Here is a 23,145-nt window from a genome sequence, read left to right as displayed (position 1 = left end):
TGTCGGGGGGGGCGTGGCGGGGGCGGGGGGGGGGTGCGGGGGTGTGGGGGGGGGGCGGGGCGGGGTGGCCGGTTTCTGGGGGCCGCGGCGCGCGGCGGGGCGGGGCCGGGGGGGCCCGGCCCCGTCGGGCGCTCCCATGTGCCTGACGATGCGTCAGTTTCCGCTGGTACGGCATGGTCCGCACGTACCGGCCCGGGCGGTGCCGAGCATCATTGATCTTGGTGAGCGGGACCCAACGACGCTTACGCCATGTGGGGGGGCACGGAAGCCACGGCCGGGAGCGCGGTGGCGTCAGCCGTTGTCGGTGTGCCGGCCTCGCTCGTGCAGATAGTCACCGGTCTCGGCGGACGCGTGGAGCATGGCCAGGGCGCGGGTGTGCAGCCGGTGGCGGCGTTCGGCGATGGCGGACGCGGCCGACGCGGGGGACGTGACGTCGCGCAGTTCACCCAGGAGCGGCACGATCTGGGCGAGTACGTACCCGCCGCGACGTAGCTGGTGGACGATGTGGGCGTCCCGGACGTCACCGGGCGCGTACGTCCGGTACCCGGTGGCGGGATCCCGTCGCGGCTGGAGCAGGCCGGCCCGTTCCCACCGCCGCAGGGTGGCGGGCCGGAGGCCGAGCCGGTGAGCCAGGGCGCCGACCGTGGTGGTGCGGTGCGCCGGGCGCTCGTCCGGGGCCCGGGTCAACTCCGTCAGGGCCTGCTCGATCGAGTCCAACGTCCGCCGGTCGGAGAGCAGTTCGGCATGGCTGCGGTCGATGACGGTGAGCGCCTCGTCGGTACGGCCGGTATTGAGCAGCGCCATGATCGAACGGGCCGCGGCGTGGCCGTGGGCCGGGACGAGGGCGACAAAGGTCCGCAGGGCGGCGACGTGCAGGCTCGTGTAGTCCCGATAGCCGGAGGCGGTGCGCCCGGCGGCGGGCAGGATGCCGGCCGCTTCGTAGTTACGGATCGCCTGACCGGACAGCCCGTACGGCCGAGCCAGGTCCACGGGCCTCATGTGTTCCTCCAGGTATGGCCTTCGTTTGAGGGTTCTGGACCGCGATCCCCGGCATCTTGAGTACAACCTTCAATCGAAACGTCAAAGATACCATCGAAGCCATGGCACTTGACGAATCGATATACGCGACTGTCGAGCAATTCCTGAACGCACGGACGCGGTGGCCGCGCCTGCTGGCCCTGGGCGAGCCGTTCCACGGCGAGGAGACCTTCCTGCGCCTGCGCAACGACCTGCTGCGAGGGCTGGTCGACCACCAGGGGTGCCGCTGTGTGGCCCTGGAGTCGGACTGCCTCGCGGGGCGCCTGGTCGACGGTCACGTCCTTTTCGGGGACGGGGACCTCGACCAGGTGATGGCCGACGGCATCACCCACGAGTTCGGGGCCGCGCCGGGGAACCGCGCGATGGTGGAGTGGATCGGCGAGCACAACGGCACCTGCCCTCCGGCCGACCGGGTGCGTTTCGCCGGGGTCGACGCGCCGGTGGAGCACAGCGGAGCGCGGAGCCCGCGTGAGTCCCTGCGCTTGCTGCACACCTTCCTCACCGCCAACTGCGAGCCCGTACCGCACCGTTGGAGCCGGATCGACGCTCTGATCGGCGACGAGGACAGCTGGACCAACCCCGAGGTGATCATGGACCCCTCGAAAGCCGTGGGTGATTCGCCCGAGGCCCGCGAGCTGCGGGTGATCACCGACGACCTCGGCTGGCTGCTCACGTCGCAGACGCCCCAGGTCGCCGGGGGCTGCTCCCCCGAGGCACTGCGCGAGGCCGAACTCGGCGCCCGCACCGCCGCCGGCCTGCTCGCCTACCACGCGGTCCTGGCCCGGACCGATCCGAACGAACGGCTGGAGCGCGGTCTCGGAGTTCGCGACGCGATGATGGCGGCCAACCTGCGCGCTCTCGCCACCCGTGAACACGACAACGGCCCCGTCCTGGTCTTCGCCCAGAACGAGCACCTGCGACGCAACCCGGCGCGCATGCGGATCGGCCCGATGCGGGTGTCATGGGTCCCGGCCGGCGCCCACCTCGCCCGCACGTACGGTCCGGACTACGCGGCCATCGCCACGGCGATAGGCTCCGCGCCCCACGCGAGCATCCACGAACCACCGGCGAACACCTTGGAAGGGCTGCTGGCCTCGACCACGTCGACGCCCCGTCTGGTGTCCCGCGGGGAACTGACCGAGCTGGCGACGAAATCCCCCGGCCTGACGACACGCACCACCGGCAACCGCGGCTACTTCCCACTCTCCCCGACCACGCTCACCGACTTCGACGCGGTCCTGTTCCTGCCGCACGTACCCCCGCCCACCCCGGGCGCGTAACGCCGCTCACAGGGTGACCGCGGTACCCACCGTGTTGGGGACGAAGGCATCGCCGAACCGTTCGGCCATCGCGTGCTGGGCCCGCCACCCGGTGCAGTGGGCGGGAATGAGGACGGACGGCGTCATCTCGCCAAGATCCGCGAGCACATGGGGAATGAGAGGCTCGAACAACGGCCCGTTGAGGTGCATCCCGCCCACGACCGCGTGCAACGGCCGGTCGTACGTGAGGCGTCTCGCGTATCGGCAGATGTTCACCACACCCGCGTGGCCGCACCCTGTCAGGACCATCAGCCCCTTGTCCCGGACGTCGATGATCAGCGCCTGGTCATCGAGGACGAGCGGATCGGGCTCCCACTTCCCGCCCAGCCACGCCTGCTGAGGCGGGAAGCCGGGCTCGTACCCGGTGGTCCGGGGCACTTCACCGGTGACCAGGACCGATCCCTCGAAGAGAAAGCTCGGCTGCTGCTCCTCGATCACCGTGAATCCGGCACCTTCAAGAGCCCGGCGGCTCGTCGTGGGAAGCTCCATGGGTTCGGCACCGGGCAGGATCATCCGGCGGCTGCGCCAGAAGTGCGGGTGAATCAGCACCGGCAGGTTGACCCGTCCACCCAGGGCTCGGATCAGCCCGTCGAGCCCGGTGGTGTGGTCGAAGTGCCCATGACTGCAGATGATCGCCTCGATGGAGGTCGGATCGATCCGCAGACGGCGCATGTTCTCCACGACCCCGTCGGGGCTGGTGCCGGCATCGAAGAGGAACCGGTGCTCGTGGCCGTTCTTGACCACGGTGACGAGGGCGGAGAATCCGTGCTCGGCCACCAGGGCGTCGGGTACGGCCTCCTCCGTCATGGTCGACGCGGGAACCCTGGTGGCCGGTCGCAGCCGCCGTGCGGGACCTTGGTCGGCCACGATCTGGTCGGTGACGTTGTCCATCAGCGTGGTGACGGTCACCGAGTCGACCGGCTCCAGGGGGATAGGGGTGCGCGGCTCGAAATCGTGCAGCACCCGAGGCGCATGATCGCTGGGTACACCACCCGTACACATGCGCTCTATTTTATCCCCATATGAGAATCCTCGCGGTCGGCGGAGGAACGGGCCGCTCGGCCCGTCCGCGGACGCGGGGCCCGAAGCTCCCTGATCGGCACGCGGACCGCGAGCGGGTCGCCGCCTCGGGCGTGGTGACGTAGCCGACCGAGCGGGAGGCCGGGCGGGGCCGCGAAGCCGCCCTCGACGGCGGCGGACCGGGTGATCAGGACTTCGGGACGGACGCCCCTTCCTCCGCCGCGATCTCCCGCGCGAAGCCGGCGTCCTCGGCCTCGACCTTCAGGGCTTCGTCGACGACCCGCTCCAGGCTTCCGTTCGGGATCACGACCGCTCCGCTGGCGTCGGCGTACAGGTAGTCCCCGGGGAACACGCTGACACCGCCGACCTCCACCGCGACGTTGGCCGCGAACGGCATCACGGTCTCGCCGCCCGCCCGCGTCGCCTCTCCCCTGCACCAGGTCGCGAACCCGTAGTCGGCCAGTTGGTCGAAGTCCCGCAGACGGCCGTCCGTCAGAACCCCCGCCGCGCCCGTGTGTTCGAGCCGGGAGAGCTTCGTGCCACCGCCGTGGGAGGAGTCGGGGTAGCCCCCGCCGGACAGCACCAGCGCCGTGCCCGCCGGGCGGCCGAGCATCGCCCGGGTGAAGAGGTCACCGAAGTCGGCGTGCGGCACGTCATCGCGGCAAGGGAGATAGGCCATCGTGGCGACGGGGCCGAACAGTCTCCGTGGCGCGGGGCTGACGAGGCTGAGGATGTGCGCGCGGTGCCCGTGAATACGGCCCATGGCATCGACCAGCGACGCGCACGCCACCCGGTCGAGCACGTCGTCGTCCAGCGTCCCCGAATCGTTGGTCATCGTGGTTTTCCTCCTCTCATCCCCGGGCCGGCCGGCGTGCGTCCCGCCAGGCACGCTCCTGTTCGGTCGCCCATCGCCGGGGATCCACCTCCAGGGCCGCCCTGTCCCATTCCCCGCGTTCCGCCGCGGCCTCGTACGTGCTGTGCAGGAAAGCCGCCAGGGTCCGGTCGGGATCGGCGGAGCGCCGCACCGACTCGTACGGCAGCAGGAATTCGTGCTCCTCGTGGCTGTAGTACGCCTCCCGCGGGCTCACCGGCGTATCGGAATAGCCGAGGGGCTCCGGATAGGCGTACGAATAGAACGCCCCCTCCTCGCCGCCCCGGGGCCAGAATCCACAGCTGCTCAGCTCATTGGAGTACCCCTCGACCATCACCCAGTCTCCGCAGTTGGGAGCACCTCCGGGATGGGTCGGCGCCGTGCGCCCCGAGTACCTGGTGCAGGCGAGATCCATCGCACCCCAGAAGAAATGGACGGGGCTGACTTTCCCACCGAAATGGGAGCGGAATTCCGTGAATCCTCGATGCGCTTGCAGCAACTGCAGCCAGAAACGGTGGACCGGGCTCGGATCATAGACGCGGTGTTCGAAGTCCTCGGTGAAATCGACAGCCTCTTCGACTTCATTGGGATGATTCTGGATGGTACTGCTCACACCGAGCTCGCGCAGGCTGTCCATGACCCGGCCGTGAAACTCCGCCACCGGCATGGACCGGAGAGCGAATTCACGCGCACCACCGCCACTTTCGCGCATCAGCAGTCTGTGGTCGACGAAGTCGAATTCAATGTCGAACATTCCCCGCCCGTAAGGAATTCCCGATGTGGACAGCCCACGAGGCGTGGGATACAGCGCAACCGCCCACCAGTGATTGATGAGAGGGGTATGGGCCAGCCGTACCTTTCCCACGATCTGCATCCACATATGGAGGGTGTCACGGGTCTCGGCCCACTCGTCCACGCGAAGTCGCGGCCATCCCAGCTGTTTCTCTACATCGGTCGGTGTCATTGTTCCGCCTCTCAGAGGCCCCCGCCGTCGCCCTTGCCTCCCCCTACAATCCATGTAACGCCGTGCGCACCGGGCAGGGCAATTCGAGACGAAGTGTGGTCGGCGACCCGATCGGCGCCGACGGCGATGCGCCCAGCCCCAGCCCCTTCGGTGAGCCGAACTTGGCCCACAGAAGTGAATAAGGACGCGGAAGGGGCGTTGCGCAGCCGTAAACGGTGACCCGTGGGAGACGCTGCGCCGAGCCCGGCCCACCCCGCCCGCCGGCTCAGGAGTCTCGTTCGAGGAGCCCATCATGGGAGCGCCGCCATCCACCGCCGACCGGACAGATGACGCGTACCGCTTCGACGACCTGACCGCGATGTACATCAACTGCACACTCAAACCGTCTCCGCGGCAGAGCCACACCCAGGGGCTGATCGACAAGAGCCGCGCGATCATGGAGGCCCGCGGCGTCACCACGGACACGCTCCGGGCGGCCGACCACGACATCGCGACGGGCGTCTACCCGTACATGACGGAGCACGGCTTCGCCACCGACGACTGGCCCGCCCTGTTCGAGCGGGTGATGGCGGCGGACATCCTGGTGCTCGCGGGGCCGATCTGGCTCGGCGACAACAGCTCGGTGACCAAGCGGGTGATCGAACGCCTCTACGGATGTTCGAGCCTGCTCAACGACAAGGGCCAGTACGCCTACTACGGACGTGTCGGCGGCTGCCTCATCACCGGCAACGAGGATGGCGTGAAGCACTGCGCGATGAACGTCCTCTACAGCCTGCAACACCTCGGCTACACCATCCCGCCCCAGGCCGACGCGGGCTGGATCGGTGCGGCGGGGCCGGGCCCGTCATATCTGGACCCCAGCTCGGGCGGGCCTGAGAACGACTTCACCAACCGCAACACGGCCTTCATGGCCTGGAACCTGATGCACGTCGCGGCCATGCTCAAACGCTCCGGCGGCATTCCGGCGTACGGCAACCAGCGCACCGAGTGGGACGCCGGCTGCAGCGGCGACTACCCCAACCCCGACTACCGCTGAGCACCCCACCTCCGCAGGAGCCTGGTGTCGCCGCCGTGTCAGTACGGCCGTTTACCTCCTAAAGCGACGAATATCTCCATCAACAGCCTGCGGGCCATAAGGAGGTCGTTCATGGGCAAAGGGAAGATTCCACTCAGCGTCTTCAGCATTCCCTTCGGTCTGGCCGGTCTGGCCGGCTGCTGGATCACGGCGGCCGAACAGAACCATGTGCCCGTCTGGGTCGGCAACATGATCCTGATCATCACCGCGGTCGTCTGGCTGGCCGCGCTGGCGGCCTACCTCCGCTACGCGCTGTCCGGCCGGGGTCTCCTCATGGCCGATCTGGTGGACACCGTCGCCGGGCCCTTTGCCTCTCTCGCCGTGATCACGCCCATGCTCCTGGCATCCCACGGGTTGTTCCCCTACGCACCGACGGCGGGAAAGGTACTGGTGGACATCTTCGTCTTCTTGACCGTTGTGCTGGGCGGCTGGTTCACCGGGCAGTGGATCTACGGGGCGCTCGACATCGACACACTTCACCCCGGTTACTTCCTCCCCACCGTCGCCGGCGGGCTCGTCGCCGCGGAGGCGACGGCGACGGTGGGCCAGTTCCGGGTCGCCGAGGCGCTGCTGGGTCTCGGTGTGCTCTGCTGGTTCGTACTCGGTTCGATGATCATGGGGAGGCTGTTCTTCCGCCCCGCGCTGCCTCCCGCCCTGCTGCCGACGGTGGCCATCGAGACGGCGCCTCCCACCCTTGGGAGCATCGCCTACTTCGCCATCAACGGTGACCTGGTGGACTCGATCGCGGCGTTCCTGGCGGGCTACGCGGTCCTGATGGTTCTCGCCCAGGTGAGGCTGCTGCCCGCCTATCTGCGTCTCACCTTCGGCCCCGGCACCTGGGTCTTCGCCTTCTCCTCCGCCGCCGTCGTCACCACCGCGCTGCACTGGAACGGACTACAGCGTCCCGGCGGCTACACCGCTTACGCGTTCATCCTCCTGGCCGCGATCAGCGCGTTCATCGCCTGGGTCGCCGCCCGCACGATTCAGGAACTGATGCGACGCCAATTCCTGCCGCACGCGCCCTGATCGGACGACGCGGGGTCGCCGAACGCCTACTGGCCGCCTCACCTCGACACCGCTGGACGGGCTGCCCCTCCCACTGGCCCCCCCACTGGCCCCCAGGGCAAGGCCGGGACCGTGCCGCGGAGGGCCAAGGACCTGCGTGGCTGGGCGTTCGACTCGGAGCTGTCCGGCCGATCATGTGACTGTCGCCTTATCGGATCGTTGTCTTGCTGTATGGGGCGGGGTGAACGCGGCGATCTGTCGGACGTGGAGTGGGGATGGTTGCGGCCGCTTCTGCCGGTGAGCAACGCTCGGTGCGGGCGGTGGCGTAATCACCGGCAGGTGATTGATGGGATTCTGCACCGGGTGAGGACCGGAGTGCACTGGCGCGATCTGCCGGAGGGGTTCGGGCCGTGGAAGACGGTCTACGAGCGCCATCGGCTGTGGTCGGCGGACGGCACTTGGGAACGTCTCCTGCAGCAGGTCCAGGCCGCAGCCGACGCAGTCGGCGAGATCGACTGGGACATCTCAGTGGACTCCACCGTCGTGCGCGCCCACCAGCACGCGGCCGGCGCCCGCATCGGCCCGCCGCCGACTCTCACGGTGATCAATCACGCGCCAAGGGTACGCACCCGATGATGGGCCGGACAGCCCTTAGGCGTTCCGTGGGTTCGCGAGCTTGTCCAGTTCGCGCGTCGCCTCGGCATGGGCGCTCATCCGGAGGCTCACGCTGCCGCTCGTGAAGAGTCCCACACCAGCGGCCGACACCGGCACGGACAGCCCGAGCACAGCTGGAGCTTCGGGCCAGTCTCGTTCGTTCTGACACCAATCACCTCTTTGCAGGCCTTGGTTGGCCGTTCCGCTTTCGGTCAGCAACCGTGACTGGCACTCGGCGGGGTACTGGTCGTCGGGCTCCTCGTCCACCTGGTACGGCGTGAGTAGCAGTAGGGCGCACCAGGTCCAGAGGAGTGTTGCCACCGCCAACAGACCGGTACCCCAGGCGCGTATTCGCCCGGCCCTGTCGCGGAAGTCGAGGTCGTATTCACGTGATCGCACCTGGACGAACTCAGCAGCGAGCTCTTCCAGCCAGTGCTGTGACCGGGAAGGTTCACCGTGTCGCGACGGTTGGTGACCTTCGCGCCCCGGTCCGGGCCTACACTCGCCGCCCCGCCCTCTCGGCCGGAAGGGACGGGGCAGGCGTTTAATCGGATGTGCGTGCGGCGCGGGGTTGTTAGGTTCGCCGTGTGCCGAAGCTGAATCAGATCATCGCAGTCGAAAAGGGCGTCAAGTCCAAGGCTCTCCAGGAGCTCACCCAGGCTCACCAGGACGTGCAGAAGCCCGCCCTGCTGGCCGGCATCTCCCGGACCTACCAGCCCAAGGACGAGGAGGGTGAGCAGCTGCCGCCCGAGTCCACGCGGGTGCAGATCAAGGCCGAGGACGCTCTGCGGGCGACCGCCGGGACGCTGACGCGGCTCTTCGACGTGACCGCGACGAAGGACTGGGCGAACCGGTCCGCGGTCGCGGACGTGGTGGTCGACGGTACGGTGCTGTTGCCCCAGGTGCCCGTCCCGTACCTGTTGTTCCTGGAGAAGCAACTCACCGACCTGCACACCTTCGTGCGCAAGCTGCCGGTGCTCGACGCCTCCGAGTCGTGGAACCTGGACCCCTCGACGGACTCGTGGAAGACGGACCCGGTGCGGACCATCCGCACGAAGAAGGTTCCGCGCAACCACGTGAAGGCCGAGGCCACGGAGAAGCACCCGGCGCAGGTCGAGGTGTACTACGAGGACGTCCCGGTCGGTTACTGGACCACGGTGAAGTTCTCCGGCGCGCTGCCCGCCCGGCGGGTCAACGAGCTCCTCGACCGCGTCGAGAAGCTCCAGCAGTCCGTCAAGTTCGCCCGCGAGGAGGCGAACAGCACCGAGGTCACCGACCAGCGGGTCGGCGACGCGGTATTCGGCTACCTCTTCCGGTAGCCCCCACATACGCCCTCCGTCGCGAGCGGAGGGTGCGCGATGAGCGCAAGCTGAAACTGATGTTGAAGCTGATGAAGGGGTGTCAGTTGGGGGTTCGAATCCCTCTCCCCGCACCACGTGCGGGGGTGGCCCAAGCCTGGCAGAGGCGGCCCCGTGAAACTCAGATTCTCGCTCCAGTCTCAGTATTCGCCGCCGAACACCGGATCGACCGAGCGTGGGCGAACATCGACGGATGGGGGTTCAAGTCCCCCCGGCGCCTCTCTCGTGGCGCTGTAGTTCAAAGGCAGAACACGTCGATCTCAACATGACCCGCGGTTCTTAAACGCCGCCGGTGTGCGCAAATGGGTGGCAAGCTGGAGCCCGGGAGCTGGACATGCTCCCGGGCTCCGTCACGTTCCGGCCCGCGGCTTGTGCTGTGACCGGGAAGGTTCACCGGGTTGAGTGGTCAGGCTGCGGCGGGTAGGGGCCTGACGCCCCAGCGGATGCTTCTTTCGCTGCGGATTCGGGCACGTTCGCGTCGTTGGGCGGCCAGGACATCGAAGTGGCGGGCGTTCTGGTTGCGCCGGCGCAGGTAGGCGTGCAGGGCCCGGGTCTGGATGGTGTGGATCAACAACGGACACACCGTCTTCTATCAGGTCATGGTGCACTACCCCAGTGCATAGAGTAATACCGTGGGGCGTGCCGAAGCGCGCCGAATACGTGGCACGCCCCCCGGTCCAATCCGTTGATCGGAATGTGAAAAGAATGTGGATCGAGCGAATCGCTGAGGCCACGAGCTGGGAGCCGCTGCGGCTTGATATTTCCTGGAACAGTGTTGAGGAAGATCTCGGTACGGCGCTTCCCGAGGATTACAAGAAGCTTGCCGAGATGTTCGGCAAGGGGGAATTCTCGCAGTTCTTGCGTGTCTTCACGGTGGACGCCACGAAACAGTTCGACCTGGCCAGAATCTGGAAGAAGTACCTCGACGGCGCCCCGGAGGACGGCCCCGATCCCCTCTTCAAGCCCTACCAGATGTACCGGCCCGGTCGGCGTGGGATCATTCCCTGGGCGTTCGGTGAGATGGAGTGCAACTACTTCTGGCTGGCGTCGGCGGAGGAAGCTCCGGAGAGCTGGCCCATCGTCACGCAGGGCGACCCGTACCCCTGGCAGGAAGTGAGCATGTCCACCTCTGAATTCGTCTACCGAGTATTGGCGGACCCGGAGTTCGAGCCGTTCTCGATCGCGAGGGTGATTCCGGAGCCTGACTTCTACCCGATGGATTGAATGGCGCACCACTCGTTCGACAATGTCGGGGACACTCTCCGGCGCGACCGTCTGGAACAAGCCTCGAAGAGGCCGAAGAGATCCAACATGACTATAGTCTCCACTGAGGGTTCGAGTGGGTTTACGGCCTGGAAGAAAACTACGTGTGTCCGACCATCTCCATCACCGAGGGAACCGATCGAAAGCAATCTCAATATTCCTTGGGGGAAGGGCGTCACGTCACCGTCACGCCCTTTCGAGGCCACGTGGGCTTGATGGTGATCTGAAGCTCTGGAGCGAGCCAGCCACCGCGACGCTGGACAACCTCTGCAGGACTCCCGGACGAGCTACGCCGGATCAATCGAACAGGGAGAGGTCGATGGATTTCGCAAGGGCCTCGTAGCCTGCGTCGTTGCCGTGGAGGTAGTCGCCCGTGTGCAGGTCGCCGCGGATGCTGGTGGGGTCGGCTGGGTCGCGCCAGACGGCATCGAAGTCGAGTACGCCGTCGAAGACACCGCTCGCGCGGATCCATGAATTGACTTGCTCGCGCGCCTTGTCGCCCTCGGGTGTGTACATCTCCGAGCTGCCGTAGGGAGCGATGGTCGCGGCATGAGCCTTCGCGCCGTGCGCGCGGGCCGAGCCGCCATCTGGAGGTGGGCAGCGATGATGCCGTCCACGGTGACGGGCGCGCCGGGGAACATGTCGAGGAACCCGGCGGTCTCCTCGGTGCGCGGAGCGAAGGAGACGACGAGGTCGTTGCCCACCGCGATCACCACGTGGCCGAGGCCCGGTGTGGCGAGGACGTCGCGGTCGAAGCGGGCGAGGGCGGCGGTGCCGATGCCATCGTTGAGTATCCGGTTACCGCCGATGCCCTGGCTGACTACGCAGCGCGTCTGTCCGCCGCGGGCGTCCAGGCGCTTCGGCGAGCAAGTCGGTCCAGCGCCGATCCGTGCCGGGCGTGGAGCCGATGCCATCGACGCGGGAGTCCCCGATCACGGCTGGCCTTGGTCGGTGTGTCGGGCTGCACTTCCACAGCTGTGATCAGAGCCTGCGCCGGCAAAGGGGCTGCGTTCGTAGGCAAAGACGTGAGCGCGGTCGCGTCGTCGCGGATGAGCCAGCCGAGGGTGTGGAAGGTCCCGTGGCAGGTCGCGGTGTCGACTGGGCCGGGCAGGTAGAGGCTGATGGTCAGCCGCGACAGCGCGGCGGTGCGCAGATCGATGGGGTCGCTGAGGATTGGCGCGCCCGCCGGCACGGTGGCGGTCGGCCGGCCACTAAAGGTCACCGCATGGCCGCTTCCGGCCTGGATCTCGCTCTCGGAGTCCGCGATGGCGACACGGGCAGCGCCGATGGTCAGTGGCGCGGTTCCGTACTCGTTACTGATGCGGATGCGGATGCGGTGTCCGCCGCCGCTGACGCGGACGACCTGCCGCAGCGTCGAGTTCTCGAAGGGTTCGATGAAGCTGCCGGAGTTGTCCGGTGCCTGCGGCGAGGCACCCCAGGTACGAACCCATGCGACAGCGTTCGGGGCCGAACCTTCGGAGCGGGAGGGGGAGTTGGTGGCGCCGTTCATGGTCATTGTCCTTCGGTTGTCGAAATCGGTATACGGCTGGTATTTGAGGACGGCTGTGCTCGAAGAGCCCGGTGTCAGGCGGCCTTGCCCCTGGTGACGGAGGGGGTAAAGGGCTCGTCCGTGGTCTTCCGCTTCCAGATCGATGCGCCGGCGCAGATGAGGCCGATCAGGAACGGGTGGACGGCGCCGCACTCGATGAGGCCGATGGCGCCAGGACGGCGGCTTTGGTGGCTGCATGGTCGGTGAAGTCGATGGTGTCGAGCCAGGCCTCATCGATTTTCAATGCTGGTGTGCAGGACGCGGGCGGCGGTGAAGCCGCCGAGGACGCCGCCGAGGATGGCGATGGGGAGGTGGGGAGGTGGGTGCTCACACTTCTCCCAACGTGCGGATATATGGACAAAATAGGCTGTATGTGTTCGTGTCGCCGATGGCGGATACGGGCCCGCCTCTGGAACCGGGTCAGTTATCCGGGTGTCCGGGGCACTGCGGCCGACCAGCGGCTGCTCGCTGCCCAGGTCGTAGCGGTTGAACATGCCGGAGGTTCGCCGGTAGACGTGGGTCACGCCGTCGCGGGTGGACATCAGGTCGAAGACCAGCTGCCGCAGGGCGAGGGCGTTGGGGCCCGGCTTCATGGTCGCCACCTGGGCGCGCGACCAGTCGAGGACCGCCGCCCCGACCGGGTGGCGCTCGTCGGTGTAGGTGTCCAGGAGGCCCTCGGGCCCGTGCCCATGGATGGTCGCGGCGAGCTTCCAGCCGAGGTTCACGGCGTCGCCGATGCCGAGATTAAGGCTCTGGCCGCCCAACGGGGAGTGGATGTGCGCGGCATCACCGGCGAGCAGGACGCGGCCGTTGCGGTACGTCGTGACCTGCATCGCGCGGTCGGTGAAGCTGGAGGCCAGCTGAACTTCGTTGATCGTCACGTCGGTGCCGGAGACGCGGCGCAGCACCGCCTGCAGGTGCTCGCGGGGCAGCGGCTGCGAGCGGTCGAACGTGCCGCCGTCGTGACCGCCTGAAGGCTCGTCATAAAGCCCTCCATGGCCGGGCTGGGCAGCCGCAGCCCAAGGGCGGCGGCGTCGATAGCATCCGCCTCCAGGCCCACGCCCGCGAAATGGGACACGTCACGAGGGGCCGGCGCCTCATCGGCCTCGGGGCCCGCGCCGAGCCGCTCCACGGTGACGTCCGACGCCTTCGCTATCGCTTCCGGTAGCCCGCGGCGGTAGAAGGTCTCGACCGAGCCGGCGTTCAGGCCGCGCATCCCAAGCGGAAGCGCCTTCAGCGGCGAGTTGGGCTCCTGATCCCGCTCGAGGACCAGGACCGAACAGCCGGACAGGGCGAGCTCGCCTGCCAGGAACAGGCCAACCGGGCCGCCGCCCGCGATTACTACGTCTTGCATGAGAGTTTGCCTTCAAAAAGCGATCAAATAGGTAGCCTCGGCCGAGATCGGCGACGGGTTAGCGAAGTTTGGTAATGCCATCGAGGACGACGGCGATGCCGGTCAGGAACTGCTCGCGGTCGTCGTGCTCTCTCATCTGGTCGACGATGGCGTGCATGAACGGGTACTCGTCCGGGTCGAGTGACTGCCACCCCACCGATGCCGCGCCGAGGAACTCCTCGCGGTCCGTATCGGGGTCGAGTCCCGAGGTGTCCCCCTCGATGCGGGCGCTCTGGCTGACGGCGCCGAGGATGTAGTGCACCAGCGTCGAGGTCGCGTCGAACCAGGACGCCTTCGGTACGCCCAGGGCGCCCACCTGCTGCCCGATCCGCTCGAAGATGCCCACCGTCACCGGCCCGGTCGGGTTGCGGATGAGCTGGAGGGTCAGCCGGGTGGCCAGCCACTGGTGCTCGACGATCGCGTCGAAGAGCGCCAGCGCGACAACGCGGATCTTCTCCTCCGGCGTGGCCGACGCCTGGGCACCCAGGCCGTGAACGCGGCGTCCATCTCCTCGACGGAGGAAAAGGCCCGCCCGGACAGAACGTGGTCGCGGACGATCAACACCTGCCGTTCGACCCGGCCCTTCCCGGTGGGTCGGTAGGCGGCCAGCACGTCGATGTCGAAGTCGTAGTGCCCGGCGAATCCGACCGCTTCCGGATGCAGCGGCACCGCCTCACCAGGGGCGACGTGCCGGCGCACGACCGTCTTGGTGCGGTCGTGGACGATCGTCATCGACACCCCGCCGAAGTGCGCGAACGCCCGCCGGTGGCAGTCGAAGAAGGTCTCCGGATCCTGGCTCGTGGTGAAGCAGCAGAACGGATCACGGGAGTACGACAGGGTCATGTGGAACGAATAGATCTTCCCGATGCCCATATGCGCGAGGTTCTTGCCTTCGTCACCCCAGTCCACCTGGGCTTGGGCGCCGGGGATCACCTCGAACCGGCGATGCGTGCCCGCCAGTTCCTTCGGGGTGATGCCGAGTTCGTCGGTGACCCTGGGCCGGGCTTCCTGAACGTAGAGCTTGGCCCGCTGGTAGTTCCCGGTGAACCCGTACTCCGCAACCAGCCGTTCATGGATGACCGCGGCCTTCATCAGGACCTCGGCCCGCAGCATCGCATCGACCAGCGGCGCGAACTCGTCGATCACCCTCGCCCGGGACCTTCCGTTCGGCGACCGCCGCGGCGGCGTCGCCGGGCCCGGCGACGACAGGTACTTCCGGACCGTCTTGCGATCCAGGCCCGTCTCCCGGGCAATCTCCGACAGGTTCAACGCCCCGGACTCCAGCAGCCCCCGGAAACGCCGCAGTTCCAACCAGCGATGCGGGTCCAAGACCATCGTCAGCCACCCTCCACCGTCACACCTACAGCAGCAAAGTGCCGAACGACACGATTCACCGCATCAACATCTGTCCCTTTTTATCCGTACGAAGCTGGGACGTAAGTGTGTGCGCCGACGCCTCGACGCGGCCGGCCTGATGGAGGCCTTCCGTGGCATCGTCCTGGAGGGCCGCCAGGCACTACGTGCGCTGGGCTCGGACGGCGCCGTGCTGTTCGAGAAGGGCGACGACGGCACCGGCGGCCGTCCGGAGGCGCAGCGCGCCGATCTGCGGCGGATGCTTCTCGACGCGCTCCCGGACGGCACCGTCCGGTGGGGCCGACAGGCCCTGGCCGCCCGGAGCCTGGGCGGCGGTCACCACGGGGTGACCTTCGCCGACGGCAGCCGCGTCACCACGAATCTGTTGGCCGGCGCGGACGGTGCCTGGTCACGGGTTCGCCCGCTGCTGTCGACCTCAATACCGTTCCGCGCGCGCCGACCCTTCCCGACTGGGAAACGCTCGTGCGGCCGGCCGAGGCGCTCGTAGCCGCGTCACACGACCGGTACCGCGGCTGGGGAGAAGTCGTCCTCTTCGCGGCGTGCACCGCCGCCCGGATCGGCGAGGTCTCCGGATGCCGCGTCGGCGACATCGACACCAGCCAGTGGATCTGGACCGTGCGGCGCCAGACCACTCCCGCGCCCGGCGGGCTCACCGGCAAAGGCACCAAGGGCAAACGCGCCCGGAAGGTACCCATCGTCGAGGAGATACGCCCGCTTGTCGCCCAGCGCATCCTGTCGGCCGGCCCCGACCTGCGCAGAATCGCCGGCCACGGATCGCTCACCACCACCCAGCGCTACCTGCACCCGGCGCTCACCGCACACCTGAGCGCACTCCGAGCTTCACGCTCCCTGCCAACTCCCGTTGTCATCACCCGCTGACACCGGTCAAGGAACCCTGGTCCCCACCTGGTCCCCAAAAAGATCAAGGGCCGGTTTCGGATTTCTCCGAAACCGGCCCTGACCTGCGACTCTCACGAGTCGGGACGACAGGATTTGAACCTGCGACCCCTTGACCCCCAGTCAAGTGCGCTACCAAGCTGCGCCACGTCCCGATGCCCGCCTGACCTGGGGTTTCCCCCGGCCGAACACGCATGAGAACAATACCGCACTCCGACCGGTGGTCACGAACCGCTTTTTCCGTTCTGCGACGTCGGCCGGTAGCTTGACCTCAACTTAAGTTGAAGTTGCACGGTGGTCCACATGACGACATCAACATCGGCGACGGCAGCGACGTACGGCTACCAGGACCTCGACCGGCTGCTGGCGCACATGACCGGGGACGAGAAGCACGGACCGGCCGCGACCTCCACCCTCGACGCGATCTGGGTGCTCTACGACCGCGTACTGAACGTCTCCCCCGCGACCGCCGACGACCCGGCGCGCGACCGTTTCCTGCTGTCGAAGGGGCACGGGCCGATGGCGTACTACGCCGTCCTCGCCGCCAAAGGCTTCTTCCCCGAGTCGCTGCTCGCCGACTTCGGCTCGTACGGCTCCCCGCTCGGCCACCACCCGGACCGCACGCTCGTGCCGGGCGCCGAGATCAGCAGCGGGTCGCTCGGGCACGGCCTGCCGCTCGCCGTCGGGAGCGCGCTCGGGCTGCGGGCTCAGGGACTCACCGGCTCCAAGGTCTGGGTGCTCATCGGGGACGCCGAGCTGGACGAGGGCAGCAACCACGAGGCCATCGCCTACGCGGGCCCCACCGGCCTCCAACAGCTGCACACGCTCGTGATCGACAACTCGTCGGCCACGCACGGCTGGCCGGGCGGGATCGCCTCCCGGTTCACGGCGGCGGGCTGGTCGGCCGTGACCGTCGACGGGCGGGACCACGACGCGCTGTACGAGGCGTTCACCGCGCCCCATCCCGGTCGGGCCAGGGCGGTCGTCGCCCGCGTCGAGTCGTCGTCCTGATCGCTCACCACTGACTACTGACCACTGGCTACTCGGAGGTTTCTGATGGACACCATGCGTGAGCGTTTCGCCTCGACCGCGTCGCGGCTGCTGGACGAGGACCCGCGGCTCGCCGTCGTACTCGCCGTGATCGGCCACGACGGCTTCCGCGAGGCGCAACGCCGGCATCCACACCGGGTGATCGACGTGGGGATCCGCGAACAGTTGCTCGTCGGCGCGGGCGGCGGGCTCGCCCTCACCGGAATGCGGCCGATCGTCCACACGTTCGCGAGCTTCCTCGTGGAACGCCCCTTCGAACAGGTGAAGCTGGACTTCGGGCACCAAGGCGTGGGCGGCGTGCTCGTGAGCGCCGGCGCGTCGTACGACTCGCCGTCGGCCGGCTTCACCCATATGTCGCCGGGCGACGTGGCACTGCTCGACACGCTCGACGGCTGGACGGTGCACGTGCCGGGTCACCCCGACGAGGCCGAGGCCCTGCTGCGGCAGTCGGCGAAGGGCGACGGCCGGGTGTACGTACGGCTGTCGCTGCAGACCAACGAGCGGCCGCTGCCGGTCACCGGGTCCGGCTTCCTGACCGTACGCGAGGGGAAGCACGGCACGGTGGTCGCCGTCGGGCCGATGCTGGACAACGTCCTCGCGGCGACGGAGGGGCTCGACACGACGGTGCTGTACGCGACGACGGTCCGCCCCTTCGACGGCGCTGCGCTGCGCCGGGCAGTCGGGGACACGGGGGCCGCGGAGGCGGTGATCGTGGAGCCGTATCTCGCCGGAACGTCGACAGCGGCGGCCGGCGAAGCACTCGCCGACGTGCCGCACCGGGTGCTCGGGCTGGGCGTGGGGCGGCGCGAACTGCGCAAGTACGGTGAGATGTCGGACCACTTGGCGGTCCACGGCCTCGACGCCCGGTCGCTACGCGAGCGCGTCTCCGGCTTCCTGACGGGGAGTGTGTGACGGGACGCGGGTACGGGACGCGGGTACGGGACGCGGCCTGCCGGGGGCGAGCGGCAGGCCGTCCCTCTACGTCGACAGCAACGGAACCCAGTGCGCCCTCACCTGATCCAGACGCCGCCGGTGGTCCGCGATCCAGTCGTCCGGCGGGACCACCGGCACGCGCACCGTGACCATGGACACCGTTTCGTCCTCCACGACCACCTCAGGGCAGTCGCGTTCACCGCAGAGCTGGATGGAGATCGACGGCCCCCTGTCCATCTCCATCCAGCCGGCGTCCTCGCCGGCGTCCAGTCTGTCCAGCGCCGCGCCCCAGGTCCTCAGCTTCGAGGCTGACAGCACCAGGCCGACGCGGCCGGACACGAAGGGCGTCCTGACGACGATTTCGGCGTCGAGGCCCGCCGCCCATCCGCGGTCCCGGCCAAGCACGTTGACAGTGACACTGTTCCCCTCGTCATCGGCAAGGAGCAGGAGCTCACGGGGAGCGGTGTCGGCCATCGGCGCCCTTCAGCGAGGCCGGAGCGGCGACTCAACGCCGAGTCATCGACGCGTTCGACGAGTACGGAGCGATCGTCTCCCCGCCAGGGGCGCACCCGCCAACCCATTTCGATGGTGACTCAGAGCCGGTGCTCACGGGCGGGAGGGTTCGCCCCCCGCATACCCCCCACCGCGCCCCAAAGCGACCGACCGGACGGGAGGACTCCGGTATACGCAACTCCTGTACCACAGTGGGCGCTTCCGACCCATTGACCCCCCGGAAGCAGGGAACCTACGCTGTGCGGCGTACTAAAGAAAGCGCTTTCTTCCCATTCGTAGCCGCCACCTGCATCGGGAGCGCCCGTGAGTAGCCGTCCACCAGACCGATCCCCCATGCGCACCGGCCGATCCCGAGGGGTCCTGACGCCCTTCACCATCGTCCTGGCACTGCTCGCTCTCGTGCTCGGGCTCGGGGTCGCCTCGCCGCCTCCCGCGGAGGCGGCGCCGTACCGTGTCCTGGTCTTCTCCAAGGTCACCAACTTCGAGCACGAGTCGATCCAGGCCGGGATCGACGGCATCAAGAAGCTCGGCGCGGAGAACGGCTTCGAGGTCGAGGCGTCCGACGACGCCGGTGTCTTCACCGACGCCAACCTCGGTCGCTTCCAGGCGATCGTCTTCAACAACACGAACTCCACGCCCGAATCAGGCGATCTGCTGGACGCGCCGCAGCGCGCGGCCCTGCAGAAGTTCGTCCGCGCCGGCGGCGGCTGGGTGGGACTCCACGCCGCGTCCGCGAGTGAGCGCGACTGGGACTGGTACGAGGGGCTGACCGGGGCCATCTTCGACAAGCACCCCGCCATCCAGACCGGCCGCGTCAAGGTGCTCGACCAGGCGCACCCCTCCACCAAGGGACTTCCGGAGCTCTGGGAGCGTACGGAGGAGTGGTACAACTGGCGCACCAACCCGACGGGCAAGGTGCACACGCTCGCGCAGATCAAGGTGAACGACGGCATCACCGGGCTCGACGAGGGCGTCGATCACCCGTGGTCCTGGTGCCAGAACTACGACGGCGGGCGTTCCTGGTTCACCGCCGGCGGTCATGACGCGTCCTCCTTCAAGGAGGAGAACTTCCTCAAGCACCTTCTCGGCGGCATCGAGTGGGCGGCCGGCAACAAGCCCGGCGACTGCTCGGCCACCAAGACCGGGGCGTTCAAGCGTACGCAGCTGGCGACCGACCTCTCCGACCCCTACGAGCTGGCCGTGGCTCCCGACCGCCGGGTGATCTACATCCAGCGCACCGGTGAGCTCCAGATCCTCGACCAGTCGACGATGCGGACCACCACCGCGCTGGACTTCGACTACAGCCTGAAGATGACGGAGCAGTCCGACGGGCTCATCGGGCTGACGCTCGATCCGGACTTCGCGGAGAACAACTGGCTCTATCTCCTGCACTCCGACAAGGAGAAGAAGCAGATCAACCTGTCGCGCTACACGCTGACGGGGAACACGGTCGACCCGGCGTCGGAGAAGCTCCTGCTGGAGATCCCGACGGACCGCGACGAGCAGCGCGCCAACGTGCACATGGCGGGCTCCCTCGCCTTCGACAAGGACGGCGACCTGTACATCGCGACCGGTGACAACACCGACCCGTTCGCCTCCGACAACTTCACGCCCATCGACGAGCGTCCCGGCCGGCACGTGTTCGACGCGCAGCGCACCTCGGCCAACACCAACGACCTGCGTGGCAAGGTCCTGCGGATCACCCCCGAGGACGACGGGACGTACACCGTCCCCGAGGGGAACCTCTTCGCGCCGGGCACGGAGAAGACCCGTCCCGAGGTCTACGCGATGGGAATGCGCAACGTCTTCCGTATCACCACCGACCCGAAGGACGGGGCGCTGCTGGTCGGCGACTACGGTCCTGACTCGCGTTCGGCGGACCCGAACCGCGGCCCCGAGGGCACGGTCGAGTTCAACCGGATCCCGAAGGCGGCGAACCTCGGCTGGCCGTACTGCATCGGCGGCAACACCCCGTTCAACGACTACGACTTCGCGACCAAGGTCTCGGGCGCGAAGTTCGACTGCGCCAGGCCGGTCAACGAATCGCCGAACAACACGGGGCTGCGCGAGCTGCCCCCTGCCACCGCGGCGACCGTCTGGTACCAGTACTCCGGCTCGACCCAGTACCCCGAGGTCGGCGGCGGCGGCGCGCCGATGGGCGGTCCCGTCTACGACTACAACCCCGACAACCCCTCGCCCACGAAGTTCCCCGAGTACTTCGACGCGAAGTGGTTCAACTTCGATCTGGGCCAGAACTGGTTCAAGACGTTCTCGATCCAGCAGAAGGACCAGTCGTTCACCGACCCGCGCTTCCCGGCGGCCAAGGCGGGCGACATCCAGTCGATCAACAAGATCTTCACCGACATGAGGTTCAACCAGCTCTTCGAGTCCGAGTTCGGGCCCGACGGTTCTATGTACGTGATCGACTTCGGCATCGGCTCCGGCGCCGGCCGCACCGGCGTGCCCAACCCGGGCACCGCCATCTACCGCATCGACTACGTCGGTGACGGCACGTTGCCCACCGCCAGGATCAGCGTCACGTCCGACACCGGCCCCGGACCGCGGAGCGTGAAGTTCTCCAGCGCGGGTTCCGGGCTGCCGGGGGGCAAGCCCGTCACCTACGCGTGGGACTTCGGCGGGGACGGCACCGTCGACTCGACGAAGGCCAACCCGACTCACATCTACACCGACAAGGGCGTGTTCACCGCGCGGCTGACGGTCACCGGTCCCGACAAGCTCTCGGCGCAGGCCGCCCATGAGATCACCGTGGGCAACACACGGCCGGCGCTGACCATCCAGAAGGCCCCGGACGGCGGCATGTTCAGCCTCGGGGACACGGTCCCCTTCACGGTGAAGGTCACCGACCCCGAGGACGGCAAGGGCGCGGAGATCGACTGCGGGCGCGTCACCGTCGAAGGGCGGCTCGGTCACGGGACCACGCTGCACCCGGTGCAGTCCAAGCAGGGCTGCGCGGGTGAGTTCACCGTGCCGACGACCGACGAGCACGCTAACCAGGACCTCTTCTACCGTGTCACCGCCAGCTACAAGGACGACGGCGGCGACGGCGCCCCCGCTCTGACGGGCACCGCCACCTCGAATCTGAAGGCTTCCTACCGCGAGGGCGAGTTCTTCAGCGAGACCGGCGGCGACGGCGGCGGCGTCACCATCGGCGCCCGCGCCGAAGCCTCCGGCGGCAGGCGCGTCATCGAGGTCGAGCACGGCGACTGGGTCGCGTTCGACCCGGTGAACCTCACGGGCGTCCAGTCCGTGACGGTCGGCGCGTCCTCGGGCGGTACGGGCGGCACCGTCGAGTTCCGCAACGGCTCGCCGACCGGCCCGCTGATGGGCTCGGTCACCGTCCCGAACACCGGGGCCTGGACCAACTTCATCTCGCCGACCACGGGGCTCAGGCCGGTCGGCGGCACGGTGAAGATGTACGCGGTCTTCAGCAACCCGGAGTGGAAGCCGGGCGGCCAGGACGTGCTGTCTCTCGACTGGCTGCGCTTCAACGGCCGCGGGGTCGAGAAGAGGCCGGGCAGCGGCGTCACCGTCGGCGCGTCCAAGGCGGAGGGCAACGCCCCGCTCGCGGTGGAGCTGACCGGCACGGTGAAGCTCGCCGAGGGCCGGACAGTCGCCTCGTACCGCTGGAACTTCGGCGACAACACCAAGCCCACCGGCGAACAGGGTGCGAGCGCGACTCACACCTATACACGGCCGGGCGCCTACACGGCACACCTGACGGTCACGGACGACAAGGGCGACACGACGACCGGCGCCGTCGAGATCACCGCGAGCTGACTCCAGAGGTAAGTCGCAGCAACACGAGCCGCATTCGGATGAGTTGAGAGAGGTCACGTGAGCGTGAACGGCACACGAAGAGCGTTTCTGGGTACGGCGGCCGCGGGCCTGGCCGCGGCGGGACTGGCGTCGACGGCGGGGACCGCGCACGCGGCGGAGTCCGGCCGGGTCCACGGCGGGCACCACGGGCACGGACATGGCCACGGGCACGGGCACGACCGTCGCAAGCGCAAGATCCCGCGTTCGGGCATCGGTATGCACCTCTACACGATGCGATCCATCCTTGAGACGGAGTTCGAGGGGACGCTGGAGCAGCTGGCGGACATCGGTTACGCGACGGTCGGCGTCAGCGGGCGGTTCGGCCGCAACGCCACGCAGATCCGCCAGGTGCTGGACGACGTCGGCCTCAAGGCGGTGCTGGAGCACGTCGGTTACGGCATCGTGGCGGGCACCGGACTGCAGCAGGCCATCGCGGACGTCCACACGCTGGGCGGCGAGTGGGTCGTCGTACCGAGCCTGCCCACCCAGATGCACACCCCCGCCGGCTACCGCGAGGCGGCGGCGGCGATGAACAGGGCGGGCCGCGCGGCGGTCGAGTCGGGTCTCGGCCCGGTTCTCTTCCACAACCACGACGCGGACCACAAGGTCGTCGAGGGCGAGGTCCTGTACGACATCCTGCTCAACGAGACCGACCCCGAGTACGTGGGCTTCGAGCTGGACGTCTACTGGGCCGCGAAGGGCGGGGCGGATCCGCGGCAGCTGTTCGTCGACGAGGGCCCGCGTTTCCCTGCGCTGCACGTCAAGGACATGGCTCCGAACGGCGACTTCGCGGACGTCGGCTCGGGCGTCCTGGACTTCGCGGAGATGTTCGAGACGGCGCACCGGGGCGGCGTACGGCAGTGGCTGGTCGAGCACGACTCGCCCAAGGACCCGATCGCCACGGCGCGCAACAGCTACCGCCACCTGTCGAGGCTGCGGTACTGAAAGCGGCACCGGAGTACGGCTCCTGACCGGCACGCACCGCACCCCCCGACGGCCCTCACGGCCGGTCGGGGGGTGCGGTGCTGTACG

General features: G+C 68.2%; 18 protein-coding genes, 1 tRNA gene and 6 pseudogenes. 12 read left to right on the top strand and 13 right to left on the bottom strand.

What is annotated here, in order from left to right:
- Positions 1-291: 291 nt before the first annotated feature.
- Positions 292-999, bottom strand: coding sequence for a MerR family transcriptional regulator (locus ACIBBB_RS03310; RefSeq protein WP_398978156.1), 708 nt, complete (start codon positions 997-999; stop codon positions 292-294).
- A gap of 101 nt (positions 1,000-1,100) precedes the next feature.
- On the opposite strand from ACIBBB_RS03310, the gene ACIBBB_RS03305 reads away from it, so the two are divergent.
- Complete coding sequence (locus tag ACIBBB_RS03305) at positions 1,101-2,318, top strand: erythromycin esterase family protein (protein WP_398978154.1); 1,218 nt, start codon at positions 1,101-1,103, stop codon at positions 2,316-2,318.
- A gap of 6 nt (positions 2,319-2,324) precedes the next feature.
- On the opposite strand, the gene ACIBBB_RS03300 is transcribed toward ACIBBB_RS03305, so the two are convergent.
- The 3 genes from ACIBBB_RS03300 to ACIBBB_RS03290 form a co-directional block, all read right to left on the bottom strand.
- Entirely contained in the window at positions 2,325-3,320 is a 996-nt protein-coding gene (locus ACIBBB_RS03300) for an MBL fold metallo-hydrolase (protein ID WP_398978152.1), read from the bottom strand.
- Positions 3,321-3,564: 244 nt separating this feature from the next.
- A complete protein-coding gene (locus ACIBBB_RS03295) occupies positions 3,565-4,212 on the bottom strand; it encodes an RraA family protein (RefSeq protein ID WP_398978150.1) in 648 nt (215 codons plus the stop codon).
- Positions 4,213-4,228: 16 nt separating this feature from the next.
- On the bottom strand, positions 4,229-5,212 hold the full coding sequence (locus ACIBBB_RS03290; RefSeq protein ID WP_398978148.1) for a DUF5996 family protein: 984 nt from the start codon (positions 5,210-5,212) through the stop codon (positions 4,229-4,231).
- A gap of 292 nt (positions 5,213-5,504) precedes the next feature.
- On the opposite strand from ACIBBB_RS03290, the gene ACIBBB_RS03285 reads away from it, so the two are divergent.
- The 3 genes and pseudogenes from ACIBBB_RS03285 to ACIBBB_RS03275 all read left to right on the top strand — a co-directional run.
- Positions 5,505-6,248 (top strand): flavodoxin family protein, encoded by a 744-nt coding sequence (locus ACIBBB_RS03285; protein WP_398978147.1) that lies wholly within the window; start codon positions 5,505-5,507, stop codon positions 6,246-6,248.
- A 111-nt stretch (positions 6,249-6,359) separates the two neighbouring features.
- Complete coding sequence (locus tag ACIBBB_RS03280) at positions 6,360-7,313, top strand: TDT family transporter (protein ID WP_398978145.1); 954 nt, start codon at positions 6,360-6,362, stop codon at positions 7,311-7,313.
- 210 nt (positions 7,314-7,523) lie between these two features.
- Positions 7,524-7,868 (top strand): annotated as a pseudogene (locus tag ACIBBB_RS03275) (IS5 family transposase); the annotation flags it as partial.
- Between the two features lie 75 nt (positions 7,869-7,943).
- On the opposite strand, the gene ACIBBB_RS03270 reads toward ACIBBB_RS03275, so the two are convergent.
- Complete coding sequence (locus ACIBBB_RS03270) at positions 7,944-8,213, bottom strand: hypothetical protein (RefSeq protein ID WP_398978143.1); 270 nt, start codon at positions 8,211-8,213, stop codon at positions 7,944-7,946.
- Positions 8,214-8,533: 320 nt separating this feature from the next.
- On the opposite strand from ACIBBB_RS03270, the gene ACIBBB_RS03265 reads away from it, so the two are divergent.
- Positions 8,534-9,265 carry a hypothetical protein gene (locus ACIBBB_RS03265; RefSeq protein ID WP_250966525.1) on the top strand — a complete coding sequence of 244 codons (732 nt, stop codon included), beginning with the start codon at positions 8,534-8,536 and terminating at the stop codon, positions 9,263-9,265.
- Between the two features lie 445 nt (positions 9,266-9,710).
- Here the strand turns inward: ACIBBB_RS03265 and ACIBBB_RS03260 are convergent.
- Positions 9,711-9,869 (bottom strand): annotated as a pseudogene (locus ACIBBB_RS03260) (IS630 family transposase); the annotation flags it as partial.
- Positions 9,870-10,009: 140 nt separating this feature from the next.
- Here ACIBBB_RS03260 and ACIBBB_RS03255 point away from each other — a divergent pair.
- Entirely contained in the window at positions 10,010-10,528 is a 519-nt protein-coding gene (locus tag ACIBBB_RS03255) for a hypothetical protein (protein WP_398978140.1), read from the top strand.
- A gap of 336 nt (positions 10,529-10,864) precedes the next feature.
- Here ACIBBB_RS03255 and ACIBBB_RS03250 read toward each other — a convergent pair whose 3' ends face one another.
- From ACIBBB_RS03250 to istA, 5 genes and pseudogenes are all read right to left on the bottom strand, one after another.
- Positions 10,865-11,083: a hypothetical protein gene (locus ACIBBB_RS03250; RefSeq protein ID WP_398978139.1), complete on the bottom strand. Its 219-nt coding sequence runs from the start codon at positions 11,081-11,083 to the stop codon at positions 10,865-10,867.
- Between the two features lie 304 nt (positions 11,084-11,387).
- Entirely contained in the window at positions 11,388-12,077 is a 690-nt protein-coding gene (locus ACIBBB_RS03245) for a hypothetical protein (RefSeq protein ID WP_398978137.1), read from the bottom strand.
- Positions 12,078-12,535: 458 nt separating this feature from the next.
- Positions 12,536-13,470, bottom strand: a pseudogene (locus tag ACIBBB_RS03240) (FAD-dependent monooxygenase); the annotation flags it as partial.
- Positions 13,471-13,528: 58 nt separating this feature from the next.
- Positions 13,529-13,909, bottom strand: a complete 381-nt coding sequence (locus tag ACIBBB_RS03235) for a TetR/AcrR family transcriptional regulator C-terminal domain-containing protein (RefSeq protein ID WP_398978813.1) — start codon at positions 13,907-13,909, stop codon at positions 13,529-13,531.
- 62 nt (positions 13,910-13,971) lie between these two features.
- Positions 13,972-14,844: pseudogene (istA, locus tag ACIBBB_RS03230) on the bottom strand (IS21 family transposase); the annotation flags it as partial.
- A 121-nt stretch (positions 14,845-14,965) separates the two neighbouring features.
- Here istA and ACIBBB_RS03225 point away from each other — a divergent pair.
- Positions 14,966-15,307 (top strand): annotated as a pseudogene (locus ACIBBB_RS03225) (FAD-dependent oxidoreductase); the annotation flags it as partial.
- Positions 15,308-15,309: 2 nt separating this feature from the next.
- A pseudogene (locus ACIBBB_RS03220) lies at positions 15,310-15,762 on the top strand (site-specific integrase); the annotation flags it as partial.
- 99 nt (positions 15,763-15,861) lie between these two features.
- Here the strand turns inward: ACIBBB_RS03220 and ACIBBB_RS03215 are convergent.
- A tRNA-Pro gene (locus ACIBBB_RS03215) sits at positions 15,862-15,935 on the bottom strand.
- A 148-nt stretch (positions 15,936-16,083) separates the two neighbouring features.
- Here ACIBBB_RS03215 and ACIBBB_RS03210 point away from each other — a divergent pair.
- Both ACIBBB_RS03210 and ACIBBB_RS03205 read left to right on the top strand, forming a co-directional pair.
- Entirely contained in the window at positions 16,084-16,791 is a 708-nt protein-coding gene (locus ACIBBB_RS03210; RefSeq protein ID WP_398978135.1) for a transketolase, read from the top strand.
- Between the two features lie 45 nt (positions 16,792-16,836).
- On the top strand, positions 16,837-17,742 hold the full coding sequence (locus tag ACIBBB_RS03205; protein ID WP_398978132.1) for a transketolase family protein: 906 nt from the start codon (positions 16,837-16,839) through the stop codon (positions 17,740-17,742).
- Between the two features lie 66 nt (positions 17,743-17,808).
- Here the strand turns inward: ACIBBB_RS03205 and ACIBBB_RS03200 are convergent, their stop codons facing one another.
- On the bottom strand, positions 17,809-18,237 hold the full coding sequence (locus ACIBBB_RS03200; protein WP_398978130.1) for a DUF5959 family protein: 429 nt from the start codon (positions 18,235-18,237) through the stop codon (positions 17,809-17,811).
- A gap of 372 nt (positions 18,238-18,609) precedes the next feature.
- Between ACIBBB_RS03200 and ACIBBB_RS03195 the strand changes: the two genes are divergently transcribed.
- Positions 18,610-22,074, top strand: coding sequence for a ThuA domain-containing protein (locus ACIBBB_RS03195; protein ID WP_398978128.1), 3,465 nt, complete (start codon positions 18,610-18,612; stop codon positions 22,072-22,074).
- Positions 22,075-22,137: 63 nt separating this feature from the next.
- Positions 22,138-23,058: a sugar phosphate isomerase/epimerase family protein gene (locus tag ACIBBB_RS03190; RefSeq protein WP_398978126.1), complete on the top strand. Its 921-nt coding sequence runs from the start codon at positions 22,138-22,140 to the stop codon at positions 23,056-23,058.
- The last annotated feature ends 87 nt before the right edge of the window (positions 23,059-23,145 follow it).

Origin of the sequence: Streptomyces sp. NPDC051217, assembly GCF_044455465.1 — a bacterium.
GTDB lineage: Bacteria > Actinomycetota > Actinomycetes > Streptomycetales > Streptomycetaceae > Streptomyces.
The sequence above is the reverse complement of the archived record's forward strand: the minus strand, read 5'-3'. Positions and strand labels throughout refer to the sequence as shown.